The organism is Bacteroidota bacterium (assembly GCA_039821555.1).
Classification (GTDB): domain Bacteria; phylum Bacteroidota; class Rhodothermia; order Rhodothermales; family Rubricoccaceae; genus JBCBEX01.
Genome location: JBCBNX010000027.1, coordinates 1 through 17,746 on the forward strand (window position 1 = coordinate 1; position 17,746 = coordinate 17,746).

General features: G+C 65.3%; 16 protein-coding genes. 12 read left to right on the top strand and 4 right to left on the bottom strand.

Features of this window, described 5'->3' with window-relative positions; genetic code table 11:
- Window positions 1-158: 158 nt before the first annotated feature.
- The 8 genes from ligA (at window position 159) to AAFU51_17545 (ending at window position 9,779) form a co-directional block, all read left to right on the top strand.
- Window positions 159-2,339, top strand: coding sequence for an NAD-dependent DNA ligase LigA (gene ligA, locus AAFU51_17510; GenBank protein ID MEO1573051.1), 2,181 nt, complete (start codon window positions 159-161; stop codon window positions 2,337-2,339).
- 142 nt (window positions 2,340-2,481) lie between these two features.
- A complete protein-coding gene (locus AAFU51_17515) occupies window positions 2,482-3,798 on the top strand; it encodes a glycosyltransferase (protein MEO1573052.1) in 1,317 nt (438 codons plus the stop codon).
- Between the two features lie 16 nt (window positions 3,799-3,814).
- Entirely contained in the window at window positions 3,815-4,402 is a 588-nt protein-coding gene (locus AAFU51_17520; GenBank protein MEO1573053.1) for a methyltransferase domain-containing protein, read from the top strand.
- A gap of 37 nt (window positions 4,403-4,439) precedes the next feature.
- Window positions 4,440-5,612 carry a glycosyltransferase family 4 protein gene (locus tag AAFU51_17525; GenBank protein MEO1573054.1) on the top strand — a complete coding sequence of 391 codons (1,173 nt, stop codon included), beginning with the start codon at window positions 4,440-4,442 and terminating at the stop codon, window positions 5,610-5,612.
- On the top strand, window positions 5,609-7,093 hold the full coding sequence (locus AAFU51_17530; protein ID MEO1573055.1) for a polysaccharide biosynthesis C-terminal domain-containing protein: 1,485 nt from the start codon (window positions 5,609-5,611) through the stop codon (window positions 7,091-7,093). The genes AAFU51_17525 and AAFU51_17530 overlap by 4 nt, the downstream gene beginning before the upstream one ends.
- Before the next feature lie 89 nt (window positions 7,094-7,182).
- Window positions 7,183-8,178 carry a YbbR-like domain-containing protein gene (locus tag AAFU51_17535; protein MEO1573056.1) on the top strand — a complete coding sequence of 332 codons (996 nt, stop codon included), beginning with the start codon at window positions 7,183-7,185 and terminating at the stop codon, window positions 8,176-8,178.
- 6 nt (window positions 8,179-8,184) lie between these two features.
- Complete coding sequence (locus tag AAFU51_17540) at window positions 8,185-9,054, top strand: DMT family transporter (GenBank protein ID MEO1573057.1); 870 nt, start codon at window positions 8,185-8,187, stop codon at window positions 9,052-9,054.
- Window positions 9,055-9,113: 59 nt separating this feature from the next.
- The gene (locus AAFU51_17545) at window positions 9,114-9,779 is read left to right on the top strand and encodes a DUF4230 domain-containing protein (GenBank protein MEO1573058.1); all 666 of its coding nucleotides are present in this window, start codon (window positions 9,114-9,116) and stop codon (window positions 9,777-9,779) included.
- A 22-nt stretch (window positions 9,780-9,801) separates the two neighbouring features.
- On the opposite strand, the gene AAFU51_17550 is transcribed toward AAFU51_17545, so the two are convergent.
- Window positions 9,802-10,233: a CBS domain-containing protein gene (locus AAFU51_17550; protein MEO1573059.1), complete on the bottom strand. Its 432-nt coding sequence runs from the start codon at window positions 10,231-10,233 to the stop codon at window positions 9,802-9,804.
- Between the two features lie 140 nt (window positions 10,234-10,373).
- Between AAFU51_17550 and AAFU51_17555 the strand changes: the two genes are divergently transcribed.
- Together AAFU51_17555 and AAFU51_17560 are read left to right on the top strand one after the other, a co-directional pair.
- Window positions 10,374-11,003: a hypothetical protein gene (locus AAFU51_17555; protein MEO1573060.1), complete on the top strand. Its 630-nt coding sequence runs from the start codon at window positions 10,374-10,376 to the stop codon at window positions 11,001-11,003.
- Window positions 11,004-11,552: 549 nt separating this feature from the next.
- Complete coding sequence (locus AAFU51_17560; GenBank protein MEO1573061.1) at window positions 11,553-12,146, top strand: GNAT family protein; 594 nt, start codon at window positions 11,553-11,555, stop codon at window positions 12,144-12,146.
- Window positions 12,147-12,230: 84 nt separating this feature from the next.
- Here the strand turns inward: AAFU51_17560 and AAFU51_17565 are convergent, their stop codons facing one another.
- The 3 genes from AAFU51_17565 to AAFU51_17575 form a co-directional block, all read right to left on the bottom strand.
- Window positions 12,231-13,340 carry a SpoIIE family protein phosphatase gene (locus tag AAFU51_17565; protein ID MEO1573062.1) on the bottom strand — a complete coding sequence of 370 codons (1,110 nt, stop codon included), beginning with the start codon at window positions 13,338-13,340 and terminating at the stop codon, window positions 12,231-12,233.
- Window positions 13,319-13,804, bottom strand: a complete 486-nt coding sequence (locus AAFU51_17570) for an ATP-binding protein (GenBank protein MEO1573063.1) — start codon at window positions 13,802-13,804, stop codon at window positions 13,319-13,321. The genes AAFU51_17565 and AAFU51_17570 overlap by 22 nt, the downstream gene beginning before the upstream one ends.
- 73 nt (window positions 13,805-13,877) lie before the next feature.
- Window positions 13,878-14,267 (bottom strand): STAS domain-containing protein, encoded by a 390-nt coding sequence (locus AAFU51_17575; GenBank protein MEO1573064.1) that lies wholly within the window; start codon window positions 14,265-14,267, stop codon window positions 13,878-13,880.
- 444 nt (window positions 14,268-14,711) lie between these two features.
- Between AAFU51_17575 and lptC the strand changes: the two genes are divergently transcribed.
- Both lptC and AAFU51_17585 read left to right on the top strand, forming a co-directional pair.
- Window positions 14,712-15,266, top strand: coding sequence for an LPS export ABC transporter periplasmic protein LptC (lptC, locus tag AAFU51_17580; GenBank protein MEO1573065.1), 555 nt, complete (start codon window positions 14,712-14,714; stop codon window positions 15,264-15,266).
- A gap of 41 nt (window positions 15,267-15,307) precedes the next feature.
- On the top strand, window positions 15,308-17,740 hold the full coding sequence (locus AAFU51_17585; protein ID MEO1573066.1) for an OstA-like protein: 2,433 nt from the start codon (window positions 15,308-15,310) through the stop codon (window positions 17,738-17,740).
- The last annotated feature ends 6 nt before the right edge of the window (window positions 17,741-17,746 follow it).

Here is a 17,746-nt window from a genome sequence, read left to right on the forward strand (position 1 = left end):
GGCGTGTCGCTTGGGTGGCATCGGCGTGGCTTGGAAAAGCGCCGAAGTTACCTCACATTTTCCAGACAGAGCCTAGCAGCATGGATACAGCAGGACGACAGGGAGGTCCCACCGTGGCGGCGCGTCTGGTGGCAGAGACGAAGGCCGCGCTGGCAAGGGTGGCTAACACCGACATCTACACGTTGGACGAGGCCGCGGCGAACCGCGAGGCAGACCTCCTACGGCCGCTAATCCGTGGACATGCCACCCGCTACTACCGCGATGACGCCCCGCTCATCGCCGACGCCGAGTACGACCGCCTCTTCCATGCACTCAAAGGCATCGAGGCGCGCTTTCCCACGCTTGTCACGCCCGACTCGCCCACCCACCGGGTCGGCGGCGACCCGCTCGACCGGTTCGAGAAGGTGCGCCACCCGGAAGCTTTGCTCTCGCTCGGCAATGCCTTCGACGGTGACGGACTGCGCGCCTGGTACGAGCGCATCCAACGCAAGCTGGCTGACGAGGACATCGGGACAAAAGACGAGCCGGCACAGCCTGCGCTCGTTGCCGAGTTGAAGATCGACGGGCTGGCGATGGCGCTGACCTACGAGCAAGGCGTGCTCACGCTTGCAGCAACACGCGGCAACGGCACGGTCGGGGAAAACGTCACGGCGGGCGTTCGGACGGTCAGGGCGATCCCGTTGCGGCTTGCCTCGCCTTCCTCCACATCCGCCGCTCCCCCCGGCGATCTCTTCGCCGCTTCGCCTGCGGCCCCACGCTCACCAGCGCGCATCGAGGTCCGAGGCGAGGTCTACATGGGCACGACAGACTTCGACGCGCTCAACGATCGCTTGGCTGCCGAGGGAGCCAAGACGTTCGCGAACCCGCGCAACGCCGCCGCCGGGAGCCTCCGCCAACTCGACCCAAACGTGACGGCGCAGCGGCCGCTGAGCTTCTTTGCCTACGGCCTCGGCCCGAGCGACTTCGGCGACGGATCGTCCCCATCTGGTCAGCAAGAGGCGCTCAACGTACTCCAGACGCTTGGCTTGCCCGTGAGCCCGGAGACGCGGCGGTTCGCCTCCATCGACGAGGTTGTCGCGTTCTGCGAGGCCTGGACGGCACGCCGTGACGACCCGACCGCGCTCGACTACGAGATCGACGGCGTCGTCGTCAAGGTGGACGACTTCGCGCTGCAAGCCAAGCTGGGCAACGTGGCGAACGCGCCGCGCTGGGCCATCGCGTTCAAATTCCCCGCGCGTGAGGCCACGACTCGCCTGCTCGGCGTCGACCACAACGTCGGGCGGACCGGCGCGATTAAGCCGGTCGCCGACCTCGACCCCGTCGGTATCGGCGGGGTGACCGTCTCGAAGGCAACGCTCCACAACGCAGACTACCTCGCCGACCGCGACATCCGTATCTGGGACCTCGTTGTCGTCAAGCGCGCAGGCGACGTGATTCCGGCCGTCGTTGGCCCCGTCGTGGACGCACGGACCGGCGACGAAAAGGTGTACGAACCCCCGACTATCTGCCCATCCTGCCGCCAGCCTATCGAGCGAGCAGATGGCGAGGCCGACACGTACTGCGTCAATGCCTCGTGCCCGGCGCAACTCAAGCGGCTGGTGCAGCACTACGCCCACCGCGGCGCGATGGACATCGTTGGGTTGGGCGAGAAGGTGGCCGTCCAACTCGTCGAAGAAGGGCTCGTTGGGCACCTGGACGACCTATACCGGCTCGCGGAGCGCCAAGACGCATTGCTCGCGCTCGACGGCTACAAAGATAAAAAGGTCGAGAACCTCCTGGCGGGCATCGAGGCGTCGAAAGCACGACCGCTGCGGCGCCTCCTCTTCGGGCTCGGCATCCGGCACGTCGGCGAGACCGTCGCCGAGACACTCGTGGAGGAATACGCTTCCCTCGCTGATCTCGCCGCTGCCGATGTGGAGACGTTGACGGCCATTCCAGGCGTCGGCCCTGAGATTGCTGAGGCGGTCCGCGCGTGGTTCGATCACGCGCCGAATCAGCAGCTTGTCGATGCGCTCCGCAGTCTAGGCGTCAATACGGTTCGGCTACCCGAAGAGGAGCCGGTGGTTGCTTCCGAAGGCGGCGAAGGACCGCCGCTCGCGGGCAAGACGGTCGTGCTTACGGGCTCGCTCTCCGGCCGCACGCGCTCGGAGGCGAAGCAGCAACTCAAGGGCCTCGGCGCGAAGGTGACGAGCAGCGTCACGACCAAGACGGACCTGCTGGTCGCCGGAGAGCGCGCAGGCTCGAAGCTCGACAAAGCACAAGCGCTTGGGATCCCGGTCCTCTCTGAGGCTGACCTCGACGCGCTCCTGGACAGCGGGCGTGAAGGAGGAAGAGAATAGCGTGAAGAGCAAAGGGGCGAGGCCGGGACGCGGGTGAACTAGCTTGACGGCGGACGTGGGACGCGCATCTTTCACCGCCTCACCGCCTCACCGCCTCACCGCCTCACCGCCTCACCGCCTCACCGCCTCACCGCCTCACCGCATGCGCCGCCTGCTGGTCGTAGCCTACTACTTCCCGCCCTCGGGTGGGCCGGGCGTCCAGCGGGTGCTCAAGTTTGTGAAGTACCTCCCGGCGCTCGGCTGGCAGCCCACGGTGCTCACCGTCGATGCTGGGGCCTATCCGAGCCACGACCCGACGCTGTCGAGCGACATTCCGGCGGGCATCCGTGTCTACCGTACTGCCGCCCTCGACCCGTTCGGCATTTACGCGAGGGCTACGGGGAAGTCGAAGTCTGACGCCGTGACGGTGGGTGCTGTGGAGCAGACTCCATCGCTTGTCGAGCGGACGGCGCGGTTCGTCCGGGCCAACGTGTTCGTGCCCGACGCACGCGTTGGCTGGGTGCCGTTTGCCGTGCGTGCCGGGAAGCGCGTCATCAAGGAAGCACAGGAGGCAGGGCGTCTCATCGATGCTGTGCTCACGTCGGGGCCGCCGCACTCGGCCCACCTCATCGGCCGCGCGCTACACCGGAAGTTTGGTACCCCTTGGGTGGCGGATTTCCGCGACCCGTGGGCCCGCCACGCCTTGGCTGAGGTGTTGCCGATGACAGGCTTGGCAAACTCCCTCGACCGCCGCATCGAGCAGAGCATCCTCAGCGAGGCGAGCCGGCTCCTCACAGTCAGCCCCTCGTGGCGGCAGCACCTCGCAGAGCAAGCCGGGCGCTCCGAGAGTGACGTCGCCCTGGTCCACAACGGTTTCGACGCCGACGACTTCGCGCACGCCGCGCCCATCTCATTGCCGGACACGTTTACGCTCACGCACGTCGGTAGCCTCTACGAGACGCGCGACCCGGTGGCGCTCTGGGACGCGCTCGCAGACCTGCGTGCTCAAGGCGCCACTCCGCATCTGCGGATCCGACTCCTGGGGAGTGTGGCCGACGCGGTGCGCAGGAGCCTCGCCGCCCGAGGTCTTGACCGTATCACTGACATCGAGCCGTATGCGCCGCACGACGCGGCCATTGCCGCGATGAGGGCCGCGACGCTGCTGCTGCTCTCCATCGAACCGTTCCTGCTCGACCAGGGCATGATCACCGGGAAGCTCTACGAGTACTTGGCCGCCGGGCGTCCTGTGGCCGCACTCGGTCCGGTCGGCGGCGATGCTGAGGCCATGCTGCAAGAGACGAAGGGCGGTACGCTCTTGGATCGGTCAGACCGAGAGGGGCTCGCTGCGCTGGTCCGTCGCCACTACGCGGCATGGGCGGGCGGCGCTCCTGTAGATGGTGCTCACCGGAGCGCTGTAACTCCGTACTCTCGCCAGGCGCAGTCGCAACGTCTCGCGCGAGTCCTCCGTTCGCTGTGCTGAGACACGCCCCTTTGCCATGTCATCGCCCGAAAGCTCCGCCCGTTCTGCGCTGACGCCGTCGTTGCGCCGTCGTTTTGCTCGCACCGAAGCCTTTCTCAGCACCTCGCTCCCTGCCCCGGCGCGCCTGCTCGACCTCGGCCCGCCCAACACGCTCGGCGAGCGGTTGAAGAAGCGGGGCTACGAAGTCGCGTTCACAGGGACCGCGGACCTGGATGAGCACCCCGAGGCGGCGGTAGCGCAGGTCGCAGGCGCCGACGCCGATGCCGTCACGGCGTTCGAGATCCTCGAACACCTCGTCAACCCGCTCGGCGTGCTCCGGGCGATCCGGGCACCGCGTCTCTTCGTCACCGTCCCTATGCGGCTGTGGTTCTCGTCGGCCTATCGCAATCCACGCGACCCGTGGGACCGGCATTACCATGAGTTCGAGGACTGGCAGTTTGACTGGCTCTTGGAGAAGGCGGGGTGGGAGGTCGTGCGTCGGGAGCGCTGGACCAACCCACCTCCTCGATGGACGGTCGGCGTGCGCCCGTTGCTGCGCCGCGTGACGCCGCGCTGGTACGTCGTTGAAGCTCGCCGCGCCGAAGTCGAGGACGGCTCGGCGTAGCTTTCTGACTATCGTTCCAGCCACGCTTCAGGCTCGTATGCCTCACCGACCCGTCATCGTCCACCTCGCTACGGCGCACAAGGCCAGTGATCCGCGCATCTTCCAGAAAGAATGCCGCACGCTTGCCCAGGCTGGCTACGACGTTCGCTACGTGGTGCCGCACACGCATGACGGGGTGGTAGATGGCGTGCAAGTGCTCGCGGTCGAGCCGCCGCGCTCGGGCAAGGAGCGCATGACCGTGACGACGTGGGCGGTCTTTCGCCGCGCGCTTGCGCAGCCGAAGGACGCCGTCTTCCACTTCCACGACGCCGACCTGCTGGTCCCCGCGCTCGCGCTCAAGGCACTCGGCCGCCGTGTGGTCTATGACCTTCATGAGGACGTGCCTCGCCAGGCGCAGTACTTTCACTGGGTGCCAAAGCGGCTTAGGCCGCTCGTGGGTGCGGCCTATGGCAGCCTCGAAGTTCTGGGCGCAAACGTGTTCGACGGGCTGATCGTCGCCGAGCCGGTGATCGCCCGACGGTTTGCAGCGTATCGGCCCACGCTCGTCCACAACTTTCCGCTTCGCGACGAACTGATTCCAGCAGCGCCGACGCCGTTCTCCGAGCGGCCGCCGCACGTGGCCTATGTCGGCACGATTACAGAAGTGCGTGGCATCAGAGAGGTGATTAGCGCCATGGGCCGACTTCCGCAAGGGGGCGGCGCACGACTTCAACTCGGCGGCAGCTTCCATCCGGCTTCGCTAAAGGGCGAGCTCGAGCGCGATCCTGGCTGGGCGAGGACGGACTACCTAGGCTATCTCAGCCGCCCGGCCGTCGCCCGGGTGTTCGATCAGGTTCGGGTCGGCGTGGTGACGTTCCATCCGGTCGAGCGCTACCTCGGCAACTACCCAACGAAGCTCTTCGAGTATATGGCGGCAGGGATCCCTGTGGTCTGTTCGAGCTTTGCGCAACTCAGGCCGTTTGTCGAAGGCGCTGGCTGCGGACTGCTCGTCGACCCGCTCAACCCCGACAGCATTGCCTGGGCGATTCAGTGGTTGCTAGACCACCCCGCCGAGGCGGAAGCGATGGGTCAGCGGGGCCAGGCGGCCGTCCGCGAGCGGTACCACTGGGCACCAGAAGGTGCTGCGTTGGTGAATTTCTACGACCGCCTCGTTGGGAGCCCGCCTGCCATTGATGTGGCGACGCGCTCTCGCTACGAGGTGCAGGCGTGAGCGCCGACGCTAGTCAACGCTCGCTCTTCCGACGGCTTTTGGGGCAGGGGGGGCTCTACGCACTGAGTAACCTGGGCGTCAAGGCAGCAGGGTTGCTGCTGCTCGGCTTCTACCTCGACCCAGATCTACTCACAGCGGCGGAATACGGCTACCTCGTCCTTCTCGAAACGACGGCGCAGGTGCTGGTGATTGTCGCAGGGCTCGGTATCGGGTCGGGCCTGCTGAAGCTCGCTACCGATCAGTCGTACGCCAACCGGCGGGACGCCTTGCTGACGACGGCATTGGCAGCCTCGTCGCTGTGCGGGGTAGGTGCCGTGGTGCTTGTTGGAGCGGCTGCGCGCCCACTTGCGGGTTTTCTCCTCGACGACGCGGAGGCCACCCTGGCCGTCTGGCTGATGGGCGCCTATGCAGGGCTCAAGGTGGTGGCGGCCGTGCCCTATGTGGTCCTGCGCGTGCGGGAGCGGGCTGGGTTGTTCGCCCTGGCCGCACTCACCGAGATCGGCTTGCTCCTGGGCGGCGTGGTCTACTTCCTCGCCGTCCGGGACTCCGGGCTCGTGGGCGTGATGCAGGGCTTCGTGCTCGCCGCCACAGGAGCCGTACTGTTGCTGGGGGGTGGGCTGTTGAGAACCCTGCGCTGGGAGTGGGACTCCCGGCTCGTGCGCCCGCTCCTGAAGCTCGGCGTTCCACTCGCGTTCGCGGCCGTCGCCAGCATCGCGCTCAACGCGGGCGATCGCTACATGTTGAAGGCCTTTGCTGATGCGGAGGTCGTTGCCGTCTACGGGCTGGCTGCGAAGTTCGGGGGCGTCATCAACATGCTTTTCGTGCAGAGCTTCAACCTGGCTTTCTCCGTGCTTGGGCTCAAAGCCATCGCGGCAGAGGGCCGAAGAGCACCGCTGCCGTTCCACCAGCGCATCGCTCGCCTCTACACCGTGGTCACAGGATGGGGCGTGCTCGGACTCGCTCTGTTTACGCTTGACGTGACGGCTTGGCTCTCGCCCAACCCGCTCTACCTTCAGGCTGATCTGCTCGTGCTGCCCATTGCCCTCGGTTTTCTAGTCTACGGGCTCTACTTCGTCGGAATGAACGTGCTCTACGCCCACCAGGCCACGGGCACCATCGCAGGCGCCGTGGCTGGGGCGGCGGCGCTGAACCTAGCGCTCAACGCCGTGGCGATCCCGACGCTCGGCGGGCTAGGCGCGGCGCTGACCTCGTTCATAGCCTACGCCGTCCTGGCAGCCGTGACGCTCGTGCGCGCAGCCCAAGTCGGTGGGCTGGAGGTATCCTGGCGTTCGCTCGTCGTTGTAGTGCTCGTCGTCGTGGGGCTCTGGTGGATAGCCCAGGCAACGGTCGACTGGGAACCGCTTGAGCGGATCAGCGCTCGGCTAGCCCTGCTTGCAAGCTATCCGCTTCTCATTCTCGTGCTGGGCGTCTACACGCGGGAAGAACTGCAGACGCTGAGAGCCCGGCTCACGCGACGCTGAGAGTCTGACTCACGCAACGCTGACGAGGGATGACGAATGGGAGCGAGCAGGACAGCGTACCTTTCACGGTCCGACTCGTCCCACCGCTGATGGCCTCCAACGACTATTTCATTCGGCTGCGCGATCTTCTCGCGAGCGTGCTACCGCGCGAGGCGGAACGGCCCGACGCCCGTCGCCGTGCCTTCGCGATGCTGTTTTCACTTGTGGTGGCGACGGTGCTTTGGTTTAGTGTCAGCATGGACGAGTCGTACAACCTCGGCGTAGACCTGGCTATCGAGGTGCGCCGTTTGCCCGACGGTCAGGCCCTGCGCTCGCCTCCTCGCTCGCCCGTACGCGTGACCGTGCAGGGGCGCGGCTGGGACTTGCTGGCGCTGAGCCGCAACCCCCCGGTCCTGACCGTCGATGCCGAGGAAGACCGCATCAACCTGCTGAGCGCGGCCAGCGAGATGGGACGGTTGCCCACGGGTGTGCAGGTCCAGAGTATCGTACCCACGGTGCTACCCCTCGACCTCGACGAGGAAGTGGAGAAGCGCGTCCCTGTGCAACTACGTGGGGCTCTCGAACTGGATGCTGACCACGAGTATCTCGAGTCGCCGAACTTGCAGCCCGACTCGGTGCGGGTGGTCGGTGCGCGCACCATCCTGCGTGACTTGGTGGCGTGGCCGACCGTCCCCGTGGACATGGACGATCTCGACGCGTCGTTCGAAATCCAGGTTGCCCTTGAAGACACGCTAGCCGCGCTGGTCGAAATAGATCGCACTCAGACGAGGCTGGCGGTGCGGGTGGACCGCTTCACACAGGCGACGCGCGAACTCGTGGTGCAGGTGGTCGGCGTGCCGCCTGGTGTGCAGGCTGTCCGTTTGCTCCCCAGCCGCGTGACTGCAACCTATCGGGTGCCTGTGAACGACGCGCTCTTTGCTCAAGCACAGACCACGGACGACTTCTTCGCGTTCGTCCCCTACGCCAACATTGCTCGCGACACGACCGGGACGGTCAGTCCTTTTCCGCAGCTCCCGGCAGACCTCCCGATCCGAGATGTGTCGCTGGAGCCGTCGCGTCTGCGTTACTACACGGTTGTCGAGTAGGATTGCATGCTCTTTCTCGCGCTCGCCGTTGCGTGCAGTCTCTCCATCGCGACCATTTTCAAGCTAGCGGCGCGTCACGACCTCGATCGCCTGAGCTTGCTCACGGTGAACTACGGCGTTGGGGCTGTCGTGGCGCTGGTGCTCATCTTGACGGACCCCGCCACGCGAACCAGCGGCTTCGACATGGACGCTGGGCTGCTGGCCCTTGGCATTGGTACGGGCGCGCTCTTCATTGCAGGCTTCTTGGTGTATGCGCTTGCAGTGCGCGACGCTGGGATGGCACTCGCGTCGGCCGTGATGAGGTTGGCCGTCGTGCTCCCTTTCCTAGCCTCCTGGCTCGTGTGGGGCGAAGTGCCGACGTGGGGGCAATGGCTTGGGCTTGCTGTGGCGGGTGTGGCCTTCGCGTTGCTAGCACGCCCTGCGCAGGCGACCGTGGGGGAAACATCCGCCTCGCGCTGGCGGCAGGCGCGGATCCTGGGGCTGCTCTTCGTGGCCGGAGGGCTCGGGGACGTGGCGATGAAGACCTACAGCGAGGGCTACGGTGCCACGCACAACAGCGCCCTCTTCGGCCTCCTCCTGTTCGTCGCCGCGTGCGGTGTCGGACTTGTGCTGATGGTGGTGCGCACGTGGCAGCGCCCGACAGCGGCCGAGGTGAAATGGGGCGTGGTGCTGGGGGTCGTCAACTACGGATCCGTCGCCTTCATCATTGCGGCGCTTAGCGCTTTGCCAGGCACGCTCGTCTTTCCATTCAACAACATCGCCATTGTCTTTGGCGCGGCCGTGCTGGGTGTCTTGGTATGGCGCGAGCAATTGGGGCGGGCCAACCGCATCGGCCTTGTTTTTGCAGCACTGGCGCTGGTGCTTCTCACCATCTAGCAGGCACCAGTTGTCCGTCCCGGCGCGTTCTTGCGCGACCTGCATTGTCTGCCTCCTCCATGCGCCGCATCCGTGCCCTGACTATCGCTGCCCTTGCCCTCGTGGCGGTAGGTGTCGTGCTTTCACTGGCCATTCAGGCCTGGCTACGCAGGACTGCGCTCACGGAGACCGAGGCTCGAACGATTGTCGTCGATACGCTGCTACGTGACCGCCCCGAAGCGTTTCTCGTGACCGGCACACTGGAGTTCGCGACCGGTCTCGAACAGCGTTCGAGCAAAGTGCTCCTCCCTGGCGTGCTCGATATCGATCTGGGCACGACCGTGGTTCGTGTCCGGGCACCGGCTCGTGCGGCATATGGGTTCGACGCGGCAGCGTGGCACACCGACGCCCTCCGGGTTCGCGGCGACACGTTGGTGTTGCCGCTGCCCCAACTCACCGTGTTTGCTGTCGAGCCCGATCTCGCAGCGATGGAGATGGAGACCGAGACAGGGTGGGCACGCACCCAGGGGCGGAGTGGCAACACCCAGGAGCGCGCCGCGCTTCGTCAACTGCTTCCGGCGATGCGTGATCGCGCCGAGCGCTATCTCCTAGACGCAGCGCCCCCACGAGCGAACACCACAGCCGCCATTGAGCGCCTGCTGCGTCCTGCCTTCGAGGCAGCTGGGTGGAGTCCCGTGATCGTGTTCGAGGACACGCCCTCCCCCGTAGCCGAGCAGCCTGGGTAGGCACTGCGTCTCATCGTCGAGCCTACTGATATGAGTACACGTACTGCCGGAGTTGTTGATTCTCGGCCTCCGCGTGCTCCTTTTCAAAGCGGAGGAGGTCGCGGATCGAGACGACGCCCACGAGCTTCTCTCCGTCCGCGACGGGGACGTGCCGGAAGTGGCCTTGCTGCATCAGCCGCAACACTTCTTGGTGCGAGGTGTCCGCCTGCACGACGACAACATCGGGGGTCATCACCTCAGCGACGGTTGTGCTTCCCGGGTCAAGACCGGGGACGACGACGCGGCGGGCCACATCGCGCTCGGTGAAAATCCCGACGAGGGTGCCTTCGTCGAGGACGAGCGTGGCGCCAACGTTGTGCGACGCCATGGTGGAGGCGGCCGTAAGTGCGGAGGCAGTGGGAGGGACGGAGACAGGTGGACCATTGCGGTGCACCACATCGACGATGCGAGACATGGAACGAGCGGTCTGGTGAGAGCATCGAAAGAAGAAGTGTACGCGACGCGAAAAGCGCTTCCAAGAGCAGCGAGGAACGTCTACTTACCTCTTCGGTCATGCGTACGCTCCGCTCGTGCCCCCTGTTGCCTCATTGTGCCATGTCTCGCCCCGACCCAGACGCCGTCTACATCGACTCGCCCCTGGGCCTCGTGACGCGCGAGGGGGTGCGGTTTAACACCACCGAAGCCCTCGTCCGAGACTACGCCGGTCCGGTGCTTGAAAAGGTACCCCTGGACGTGCTGGTACGCCGCGCTCTGGTCTGGCTTGACCTAGGCCGGACTGTCGCACTCTGCGTGCTCCTGCCGCTGGTCGTCTACGCGCACCCGCTGCTAGCCGTGCTCGGGACGCTCCTCGTCTATGTCGGTACTGAGGTACTGGCTCCGGCCTCCGCGTCCAGACCTGTGGCCGAGGTGGTGCGGTGGCTGCGGATGCCATGGCTCATAGCTATACCGTATGTGGCCGTCTTGAGCGTACTCGGCTATGAGGGGCGCCTGCTCGCGGTTGGCGTAGGTCTAGTTGGGTTCGTAGCCTTGCGCCTCGGAGCCGTAGCTGCGCTGGCGCGCCCGATCGTTGCTCCGCTCCAGGCAAAGCTCTACCGCCTTCCCGTGCCCGACCAGGTGCTTCGTGGGTTCATCGCCCAGGCGGCGATTCGGTATGGCATCACGCTACCCGGAATGGAGGACATGGAGGAACGCGTTCGCACCTTTTGGCGGCGAGGCAAGTCCTGAAGTCACGTCGCACGGTGCCAACTCGACGAAGCCCCCTCTCGAGTGCACGCTACACGTCACAGTGAATCGGCCTGCACGTCAGGACTGGATGCGCTGTGGTTGCGAGCTAGGTTGGGTAGCACAAGGCATGAGAGCCCATATGGATGCATACGCCTCGGAAAACCAATGAGGTGTCTCGAACCTCGTCGGTCCGAATATGGCTCGTTGCGCTGAGACATGGTGTCGGGGCATATCGGTAGACGGCTTACAGCATGAGGGAACGTCACGGCGTCGTTACCGAATGTTCGCGCTGAATCTAGCATGAAGGAAAGATGGAGAGGAACTTGTCAGCATGTTTTGGAAGCGCTTCCGAAAGCGAATATCTTTGTACTCAAGCCCGACACGCCGTCGCTCTTTGTCACTATTGAACATTCAGAGAGGACTCTACTTTGTCTCTTTTAATTGCGTTTAATAGATAATACAACTTAGAAAGTTAGTAGCAAGCTCTGTCTGGCTGTAGGTTTGCATACAGTCTGAACAGGTTCTCACCCTCCTAGCCCTCCCCCGACTATGCAAGCTCGCCTGGCTGCCGTCCTTGGCAACGATCGTGTGCATCTCACGCCCCTCCGGATTGAGAATATCTACACACACTACCGCTGGAACAACGACCCTGAGCTATGCTACTTCGATAGCGAACAGCCCTTCGAGAAAGAGTCGTTCGCCGGCTTCAAACGGCGATTCCTTCAGCTGGCACTCCACCCTCAAGCCGACGCCCACGACTTCGAGATCCACCGCGTCGCGGACGGCGCGCTCATCGGCGTGGCCTACATCGACCGCATTGACTCGTTTCACCGGCGGTGCCGGATCAGCTTAGCCATCGCTGAGCAGAGCGCGCAGGGACTCGGCTACGGCCGCGCGACGCTAGACGTGTTGCTCCGCTGCGCCTTCGACGAGCTGAAGATGCACCGGGTCACAGCGGAGGCTTTCTCATTCGCCCACGTGTGGAAGGGGCTGCTCGACGCGGTCGGTTTCGAGGCGGAGGGCCGTCTCCGCGATCACCTGTTCCGCGACGGCGCGTTTCATGACAAGGAGACGTTCGCGCTGCTCGAAGAGGAATACCAGGCACGTCAGGCCACCCGACCCCTGTTGGTGGAAGCTGCCTGAGCAGCCACGCCCTGGCAAAAGCACAGCCCGCTTCGGTTCGTCCGAGGCGGGCTGTTCCATGGGGTAGGTTGTGCGTTGTGCCGCTTAGTTACGCTGGAGCCAGAAGACGAGGATATCGTCGGCGAAGCGCGGCTCTTGGCTGCGGCGCAGGAGGTGCGTCAACAGTTCGTGTACAGGGCGGTCCGACCCGAACGACGACTTGGCGGCCTGCGCAACGCCGATCTCGCCAAACTGCTGACCGCTCATGGAAGTCTGTTCGATGAGCCCGTCCGTGTAGCACAGGAGCGCGCTCTGGCTGGGAAGCTCAAACGTCTTGTCGTGAAACTCAGCGCCGGGATCCAGGCCAAGGACCATGTCTGAGTACTCGACGATGCCTGCACGGTCGGGCATGACCAGAATGGGGCGGCAGTGGCCCGCGCTCGCGTAGGTGACCCGGTGATGGTCGGGCTCCCAGAGCATCAGCAGCAGTGAGGCAAACGTCTCCTCCAAGACCTGGTCCTTGATAAGCATCTCGTTGACCCGCCGCATGAGCGTCCCTGGCGAGGTCGTGTACTCGAGCATCGTGTGGACCATCGAGCGGATGTAGGACAGGAAGCTGAAGGCGTAGAATTTCGCCTGGAGCCCCTTGCCCATGATGTCGCCCACCGTAAAGAGGTAGGAGTTTGGGCCCGCCTGTACCCAGTCGAAGAGGTCGCCTCCGCCTGCTTCTTTGGGCTGCGTGTAGAACAGCGTACGATAGCCGGGAATGTTCGGCAGCGTCTTCGGGAGGAGCTTATCTGAGAAGTCCTTCGCGAGATTGCTGTTGAGCTTGGTCTGGTAGACTTTCGTCCGCTCCAGAATCTGCCGGACGCGGTTGAGGAGATAGTCGACGTCGAACGGCTTCGAGATGTAGTCGTCGACGCCTTGGCCAAGGCCTTGGGCACGGGCGGTCTCGTCGCTCTTCGCCGTGAGGAAGATGAACGGGATGGTCCGCGTGCGGTCGTCGTTGCGCAGCGCAGCCAGGAGGGCAAACCCGTCCATCTTCGGCATCATGATGTCCGAGATGATGAGGTCGGGGAGCCCGTCCTCGATCACGTCGAGGGCAGACTCGCCGTTGTCAGCGCTGCGCACGCGGTAATACTTCCCGAGGCGGTATTCCAGCAGGCGGCGCAGCGTCTGGTTGTCTTCGACGATCAGAATGGAACGGTCATGCATAGGTCGTCGTCGGCGCCGTCGATCCAGAACTCGAGACGTTGCCGTCCCTCTGAAGTGGTGGTGTAGGAAAGGTCGTTGGTGCAGGCCATCACCATCAGGAGGCCGCGTCCGCGCTCGGGCGGTTTGTGGCCCGTGAGGTGCAGCGTCTGAAGGGTGAGCTGGCGTTGCAGGTCGAAGCCCTGTGAGTTGTCTTCGATGGTGCACCGTAGGCGGTCGGCCCCCGGCCACATCGACAGGGCGATCTCTGGTGCGGTCCCTCCAAACTGTGCGTGCTGCACGAGGTTCGCCACCCACTCGTGCACCGCCAACTTAACCACCTCCAGCATGAAGCTGCTCAATGACGGCTCGAACGTACCGGCCTCTTGCCAGTGCGAAAACAAGCCATGCACCTCGTCGATCACCGAGTCGAGGTCGGTGAAGCGATGCAGGGTGGAGCGGGAGGGGGGAAATGAGGCGGAAGTCATGGCGGCTACCGACTTCACGTAGGGGTGTGTGACGAACCGGGGTGGCTCAGGGGCACGGCTGGCAGGCCGCTGCTCATGCGGAGCCTGTCGACCCCGACGACGGGGTCGCCGAAGCATTGGCGTTGCCGTTGATCTGCTGGAGCGCGGACTCTACCGAGGGAAACTGCCGGAAAACCTTGTAGGTCCGCGTGAGCTGCACGACGACCTGCACGGGACGGGAGACGCTCGCGAAAACCACCTGGCCGCCGAGCGGCGTAAGCTGGCGATACATCGAGAACACGGCCCCGAGTCCGGTCGAATCCAGGATGCCCGTCCCCGAGTAGTCGAGAACGAAGTGGCGAACGCCAGCGCGAATGTGGTTCTGGCAGGTGGACTTGAACTGCGCCGCATTGCGGAAGTCAAGGGCCTTGCCGATGCGAACAACGGCGGCGTGCGCGGACACTTTCTGGATCGTGAAGCTCATGACGGAACGGAAGGGTAGAGCCGGAAGGCGGAAACATGGGTGGGTCGATCCGCAACAGATCGGTGAGCCGTACGACCAATATCGTACCACTTCTGGTCGCCCGCGTCGAGACTGCCCGGAGAAGAGCAATACTCCACTCAAGCGGGAACGGCGGCATCCCAGAGGCCAGCCGCTATGGAAGGAAGTGTGCGTCCTAGCGAGGACAGGCACTCAGGCCGACGGGGCGGGATGCATTCTGTAATGAAGAGCGGGTGATTCGAAATACGGGAAGCCATCGGCTGCGCCGTGGACGGCGCAGATATGCCGTAAACTGCGACGCCAAACCGCAACGCCTCCGTGCTGCCGCAACCCTCGTGGTTTCCAGTGCCCCGACTCCACGCTGCTCCCCCGCCCAAGATTGACGAGGGCCGTCTGTACGGATGGCCTCGATACTGCGCGTGGGCGGTGCTTGTCCTCGCGGTTGCGCTGGCCGGATGCCGACGTGACTCGGCGACCGTGCCAGCCGACCTGGACCTGGAGGAACGCCCCGACCAAGAATCGTGGGACGCCACGCTCCTCGTCACCCGGGACGCCCAGCCGCGTGCTCGTCTAGCCGCGCCGTACCTCGCCCGCTACGACCAGGCCGATAGCTCCTACGCGCTCTTCCAGCCCCTCCCAGACTCGGCACGCGCGTCCAGCGACACCGTCCGCGTCGAGGTGCAGCTCTACGACGAGGCCGGAGAGCCTTCGGCATTCATGACCGCCGACCAGCTGCGCTACTTCGATCGCCGCCAACGGTTTGAGGCGCAGGGCAATGTGCACGTTGTCACCGCCGACGAGAAGCGGCTCTACAGCGAGCATCTCGTCTGGGACGAGCAGTCGCGCCGCGTCACCACCGACGGCTTCGTGCGCATCGTCACGCTGACCGAGCAGATCCAGGGGTATCGCCTCAACGCCGACGAGAGTCTCGACACCTACACCATCGCCCGGGTCACCGGCCAGGTTGAGGTGGAAGAGTGAAAAGGGATTCAGCGCTCCTCAGTTGGCATTGTGCGCAAGCCGTGGTGCTCGCGCTCGTCGCATTTGCCGCACCTGTGGTCGCGCAGGAGGAGGCTCCGACGACGCGCCTCGTGCAAATCGTCAACGCCGACTCCGTGGCGGGCGTCGTGGAAGACGGGCAACGTGTGCGGCGGCTGATTGGCAACGTGGTGCTGCGGCAAGACGAGACGCGCCTCCGCGCCCAGCGCGCCACGCAGTTCCTCGACTTCGACGTGACCGTGTTCGAGGGCGACGTACGCATCGTCGAGGACGGCGACACGCTCACGGCGCGGCTCGTGCGCTACAACTCGGCCTCCAAAACTGGCGAGGCCGAGGGCAACGTGCGCATCGCAGACTCGTCCGCCGTGCTCTTCGCGCCGAGTGCGACCTACGACTCGCGCGCCAAGACTTCCTACTTCACCGAGGGCGCGCGCCTTGTCGAGGACGACGCCACGCTCACGAGCCGCCGCGGCGCCTATAACTCGCGCACGAAGGTGGCCACCTTCACCGACGATGTGCGGCTCACCGACAGCACGACCGTCCTCACCAGCCGCCGAGGCATCTACAACACCGAGACGCGCCGCGCCGACTTCGCGGGCGATGTGCGCCTCGAACATCCTGACACCTACCTCGAAGCCGACTCGCTTACCCACTTCCGCGAGGTGCAGCTTTCTGAAGCGCACGGCCGCGTCTTCATCGAGCGCTTTGGCGACGAAGAGCAGGACGAAGGACCGGACGGGGCGTCCGAGGCCGACCGCGCTCCGGTGGCAAATGAGGCGGCTGTGCTGGCGGACAGCCTCGAAGCCCCTGCCGCCCGTGACTCGACCCTGCGCACGCTGCTCTTTGGCGACCGCGCCGTGCACGACGAGCGCCTCGGGTTCAGCCGCATCGACGGCCGGCCACTCCTCGTCACGCTCCGTACCGACTCGACCGGCGCCACGGACACGCTCCTCGTTCGCGCCCGCATCCTCGAAGCCTATCGTCTCGATCCAGCATCGCTCGATAGCATGGAGACGGCGGAAGCAGAGCGGCGCGTAGCCGCGAGCCGTGCACCCGCGGACAGCGTCGCAGCGGACAGCGTCGCAGCGGGGGATGGTGCGGGTACCGTGGGGATTGAGGGCGAAGAAGAGGAGGGCAGCGAGATGGACGGCGTCTCGCCAGAGAACGAAGCCGATCCGCTCGCTCCCCGGCAGGACGTCACGGGCGAGCAGGGAGGCGAGCTCCCGGACGCGAGACTTGACGAAGTCGCCGTCGACTCCCTGCGAGCACGGGATGGAGACGACTGGGAGGCCGTTGCCGATTCGCTTTTCGCTGAGACACCGCCTCCAGGCGCAGATCCAGAACTTGGTCCGTCTGCCCTGCGACCTGCAACCTACGACCTGCGACCCGGCACCGAGATCAGGCGCCTCGTTGCTCGCGATTCCGTGCGGATCGTGCAGCCCGACCTCGTGGCCGTGGCCGACTCAGCGGTGCTCGACCGCTTCGAGATCCCACTGCCGGAGACGGACCGGCCAGACTCGATAGGCGTGGCTTCGCTGGAGGCGGACGCCGACCCAGAGCCAGAGCAGCGCGATGTGTTGCGGCTCTTCTCGCGGCCGTCGGTGTGGGTGGACGAGACGCAGGTGACAGGTGCGGCGATGACCGTACTAGCCCGCGCTGAGACGCTCGACACGCTTCGAGTGGACGACCAAGCCTTCGCGGCGCAGCGCGATACGTCCCTCGCCCGCGTGAATCAGATTCGTGGCCGCACCATGCTCGCGCTCTTCGAAGACGAGGTGCAGCCCGACAGCACCCGCGAGAACACACTGCGGCGTCTTCTCGTCTGGCCAAACGCCGAGGCGATCTACTTCCGCGCCAAGGAGCAGCCCGAGGACGCCCCGCCGCTGGCGCCCGACAGCCTCCTCGACGGGGCCGTGCAGGTGAGCGCCGACAGCATCGCGTTTACGTTCGCCCAAGACACACTGCGCGCCGTGCGCGGGTACCGCGGCATCGAGGGGCTGAGCTATGCTGCCGACATCGTGCCGTCCACCTTGCGGCTCGACGGCTACGTCTACACGCCGGAGCGCCGTCCGTCGCAGGGTGGATTGTTGCGGCCGGGCAGCCGCGAGGCCGTACGGCTCGGCCTCACCGACTCCCTTGCTGCGCCGATCTTCGACATCCCCGACGTAGACGCCGCACGCGACAGCGTCGGCGCCCGCCTCGACAGCCTGGACGCCGAACGCTTCCGACTCGACTCGCTGCGCCAAGATTCGCTCGGCACGGTTCCTATTGAGGTGCGCTCGCCACCGCGTGAGGTGCCCGGCGTCCAGAGCGGCCAGGCGCCGGGACCTGAGGGGAGCCCAAGCAATCAAGCGGCGAGGCGACTTCGCCGTGAACTTGGCGAAGTGGGTCGTAGGCGGACGCGTCTCCGTCGCAAAGACTCTCGTCGCCCCAAAAAGCCGCTGCCTTTATGCTGACGAGGC

Coding starts and splice junctions, on each gene's coding strand:
- AAFU51_17550 (MEO1573059.1), bottom strand. CDS start 10,233: ATGTCTCGCATCGTCGATGTGGTGCACCGCAATGGTCCACCTGTCTCC.
- AAFU51_17525 (MEO1573054.1), top strand. CDS start 4,440: ATGCCTCACCGACCCGTCATCGTCCACCTCGCTACGGCGCACAAGGCC.
- AAFU51_17535 (MEO1573056.1), top strand. CDS start 7,183: ATGGCCTCCAACGACTATTTCATTCGGCTGCGCGATCTTCTCGCGAGC.
- AAFU51_17555 (MEO1573060.1), top strand. CDS start 10,374: ATGTCTCGCCCCGACCCAGACGCCGTCTACATCGACTCGCCCCTGGGC.
- AAFU51_17575 (MEO1573064.1), bottom strand. CDS start 14,267: ATGAGCTTCACGATCCAGAAAGTGTCCGCGCACGCCGCCGTTGTTCGC.
- AAFU51_17540 (MEO1573057.1), top strand. CDS start 8,185: ATGCTCTTTCTCGCGCTCGCCGTTGCGTGCAGTCTCTCCATCGCGACC.
- AAFU51_17545 (MEO1573058.1), top strand. CDS start 9,114: ATGCGCCGCATCCGTGCCCTGACTATCGCTGCCCTTGCCCTCGTGGCG.
- AAFU51_17565 (MEO1573062.1), bottom strand. CDS start 13,340: ATGCATGACCGTTCCATTCTGATCGTCGAAGACAACCAGACGCTGCGC.
- AAFU51_17515 (MEO1573052.1), top strand. CDS start 2,482: ATGCGCCGCCTGCTGGTCGTAGCCTACTACTTCCCGCCCTCGGGTGGG.
- AAFU51_17520 (MEO1573053.1), top strand. CDS start 3,815: ATGTCATCGCCCGAAAGCTCCGCCCGTTCTGCGCTGACGCCGTCGTTG.
- AAFU51_17560 (MEO1573061.1), top strand. CDS start 11,553: ATGCAAGCTCGCCTGGCTGCCGTCCTTGGCAACGATCGTGTGCATCTC.
- AAFU51_17570 (MEO1573063.1), bottom strand. CDS start 13,804: ATGACTTCCGCCTCATTTCCCCCCTCCCGCTCCACCCTGCATCGCTTC.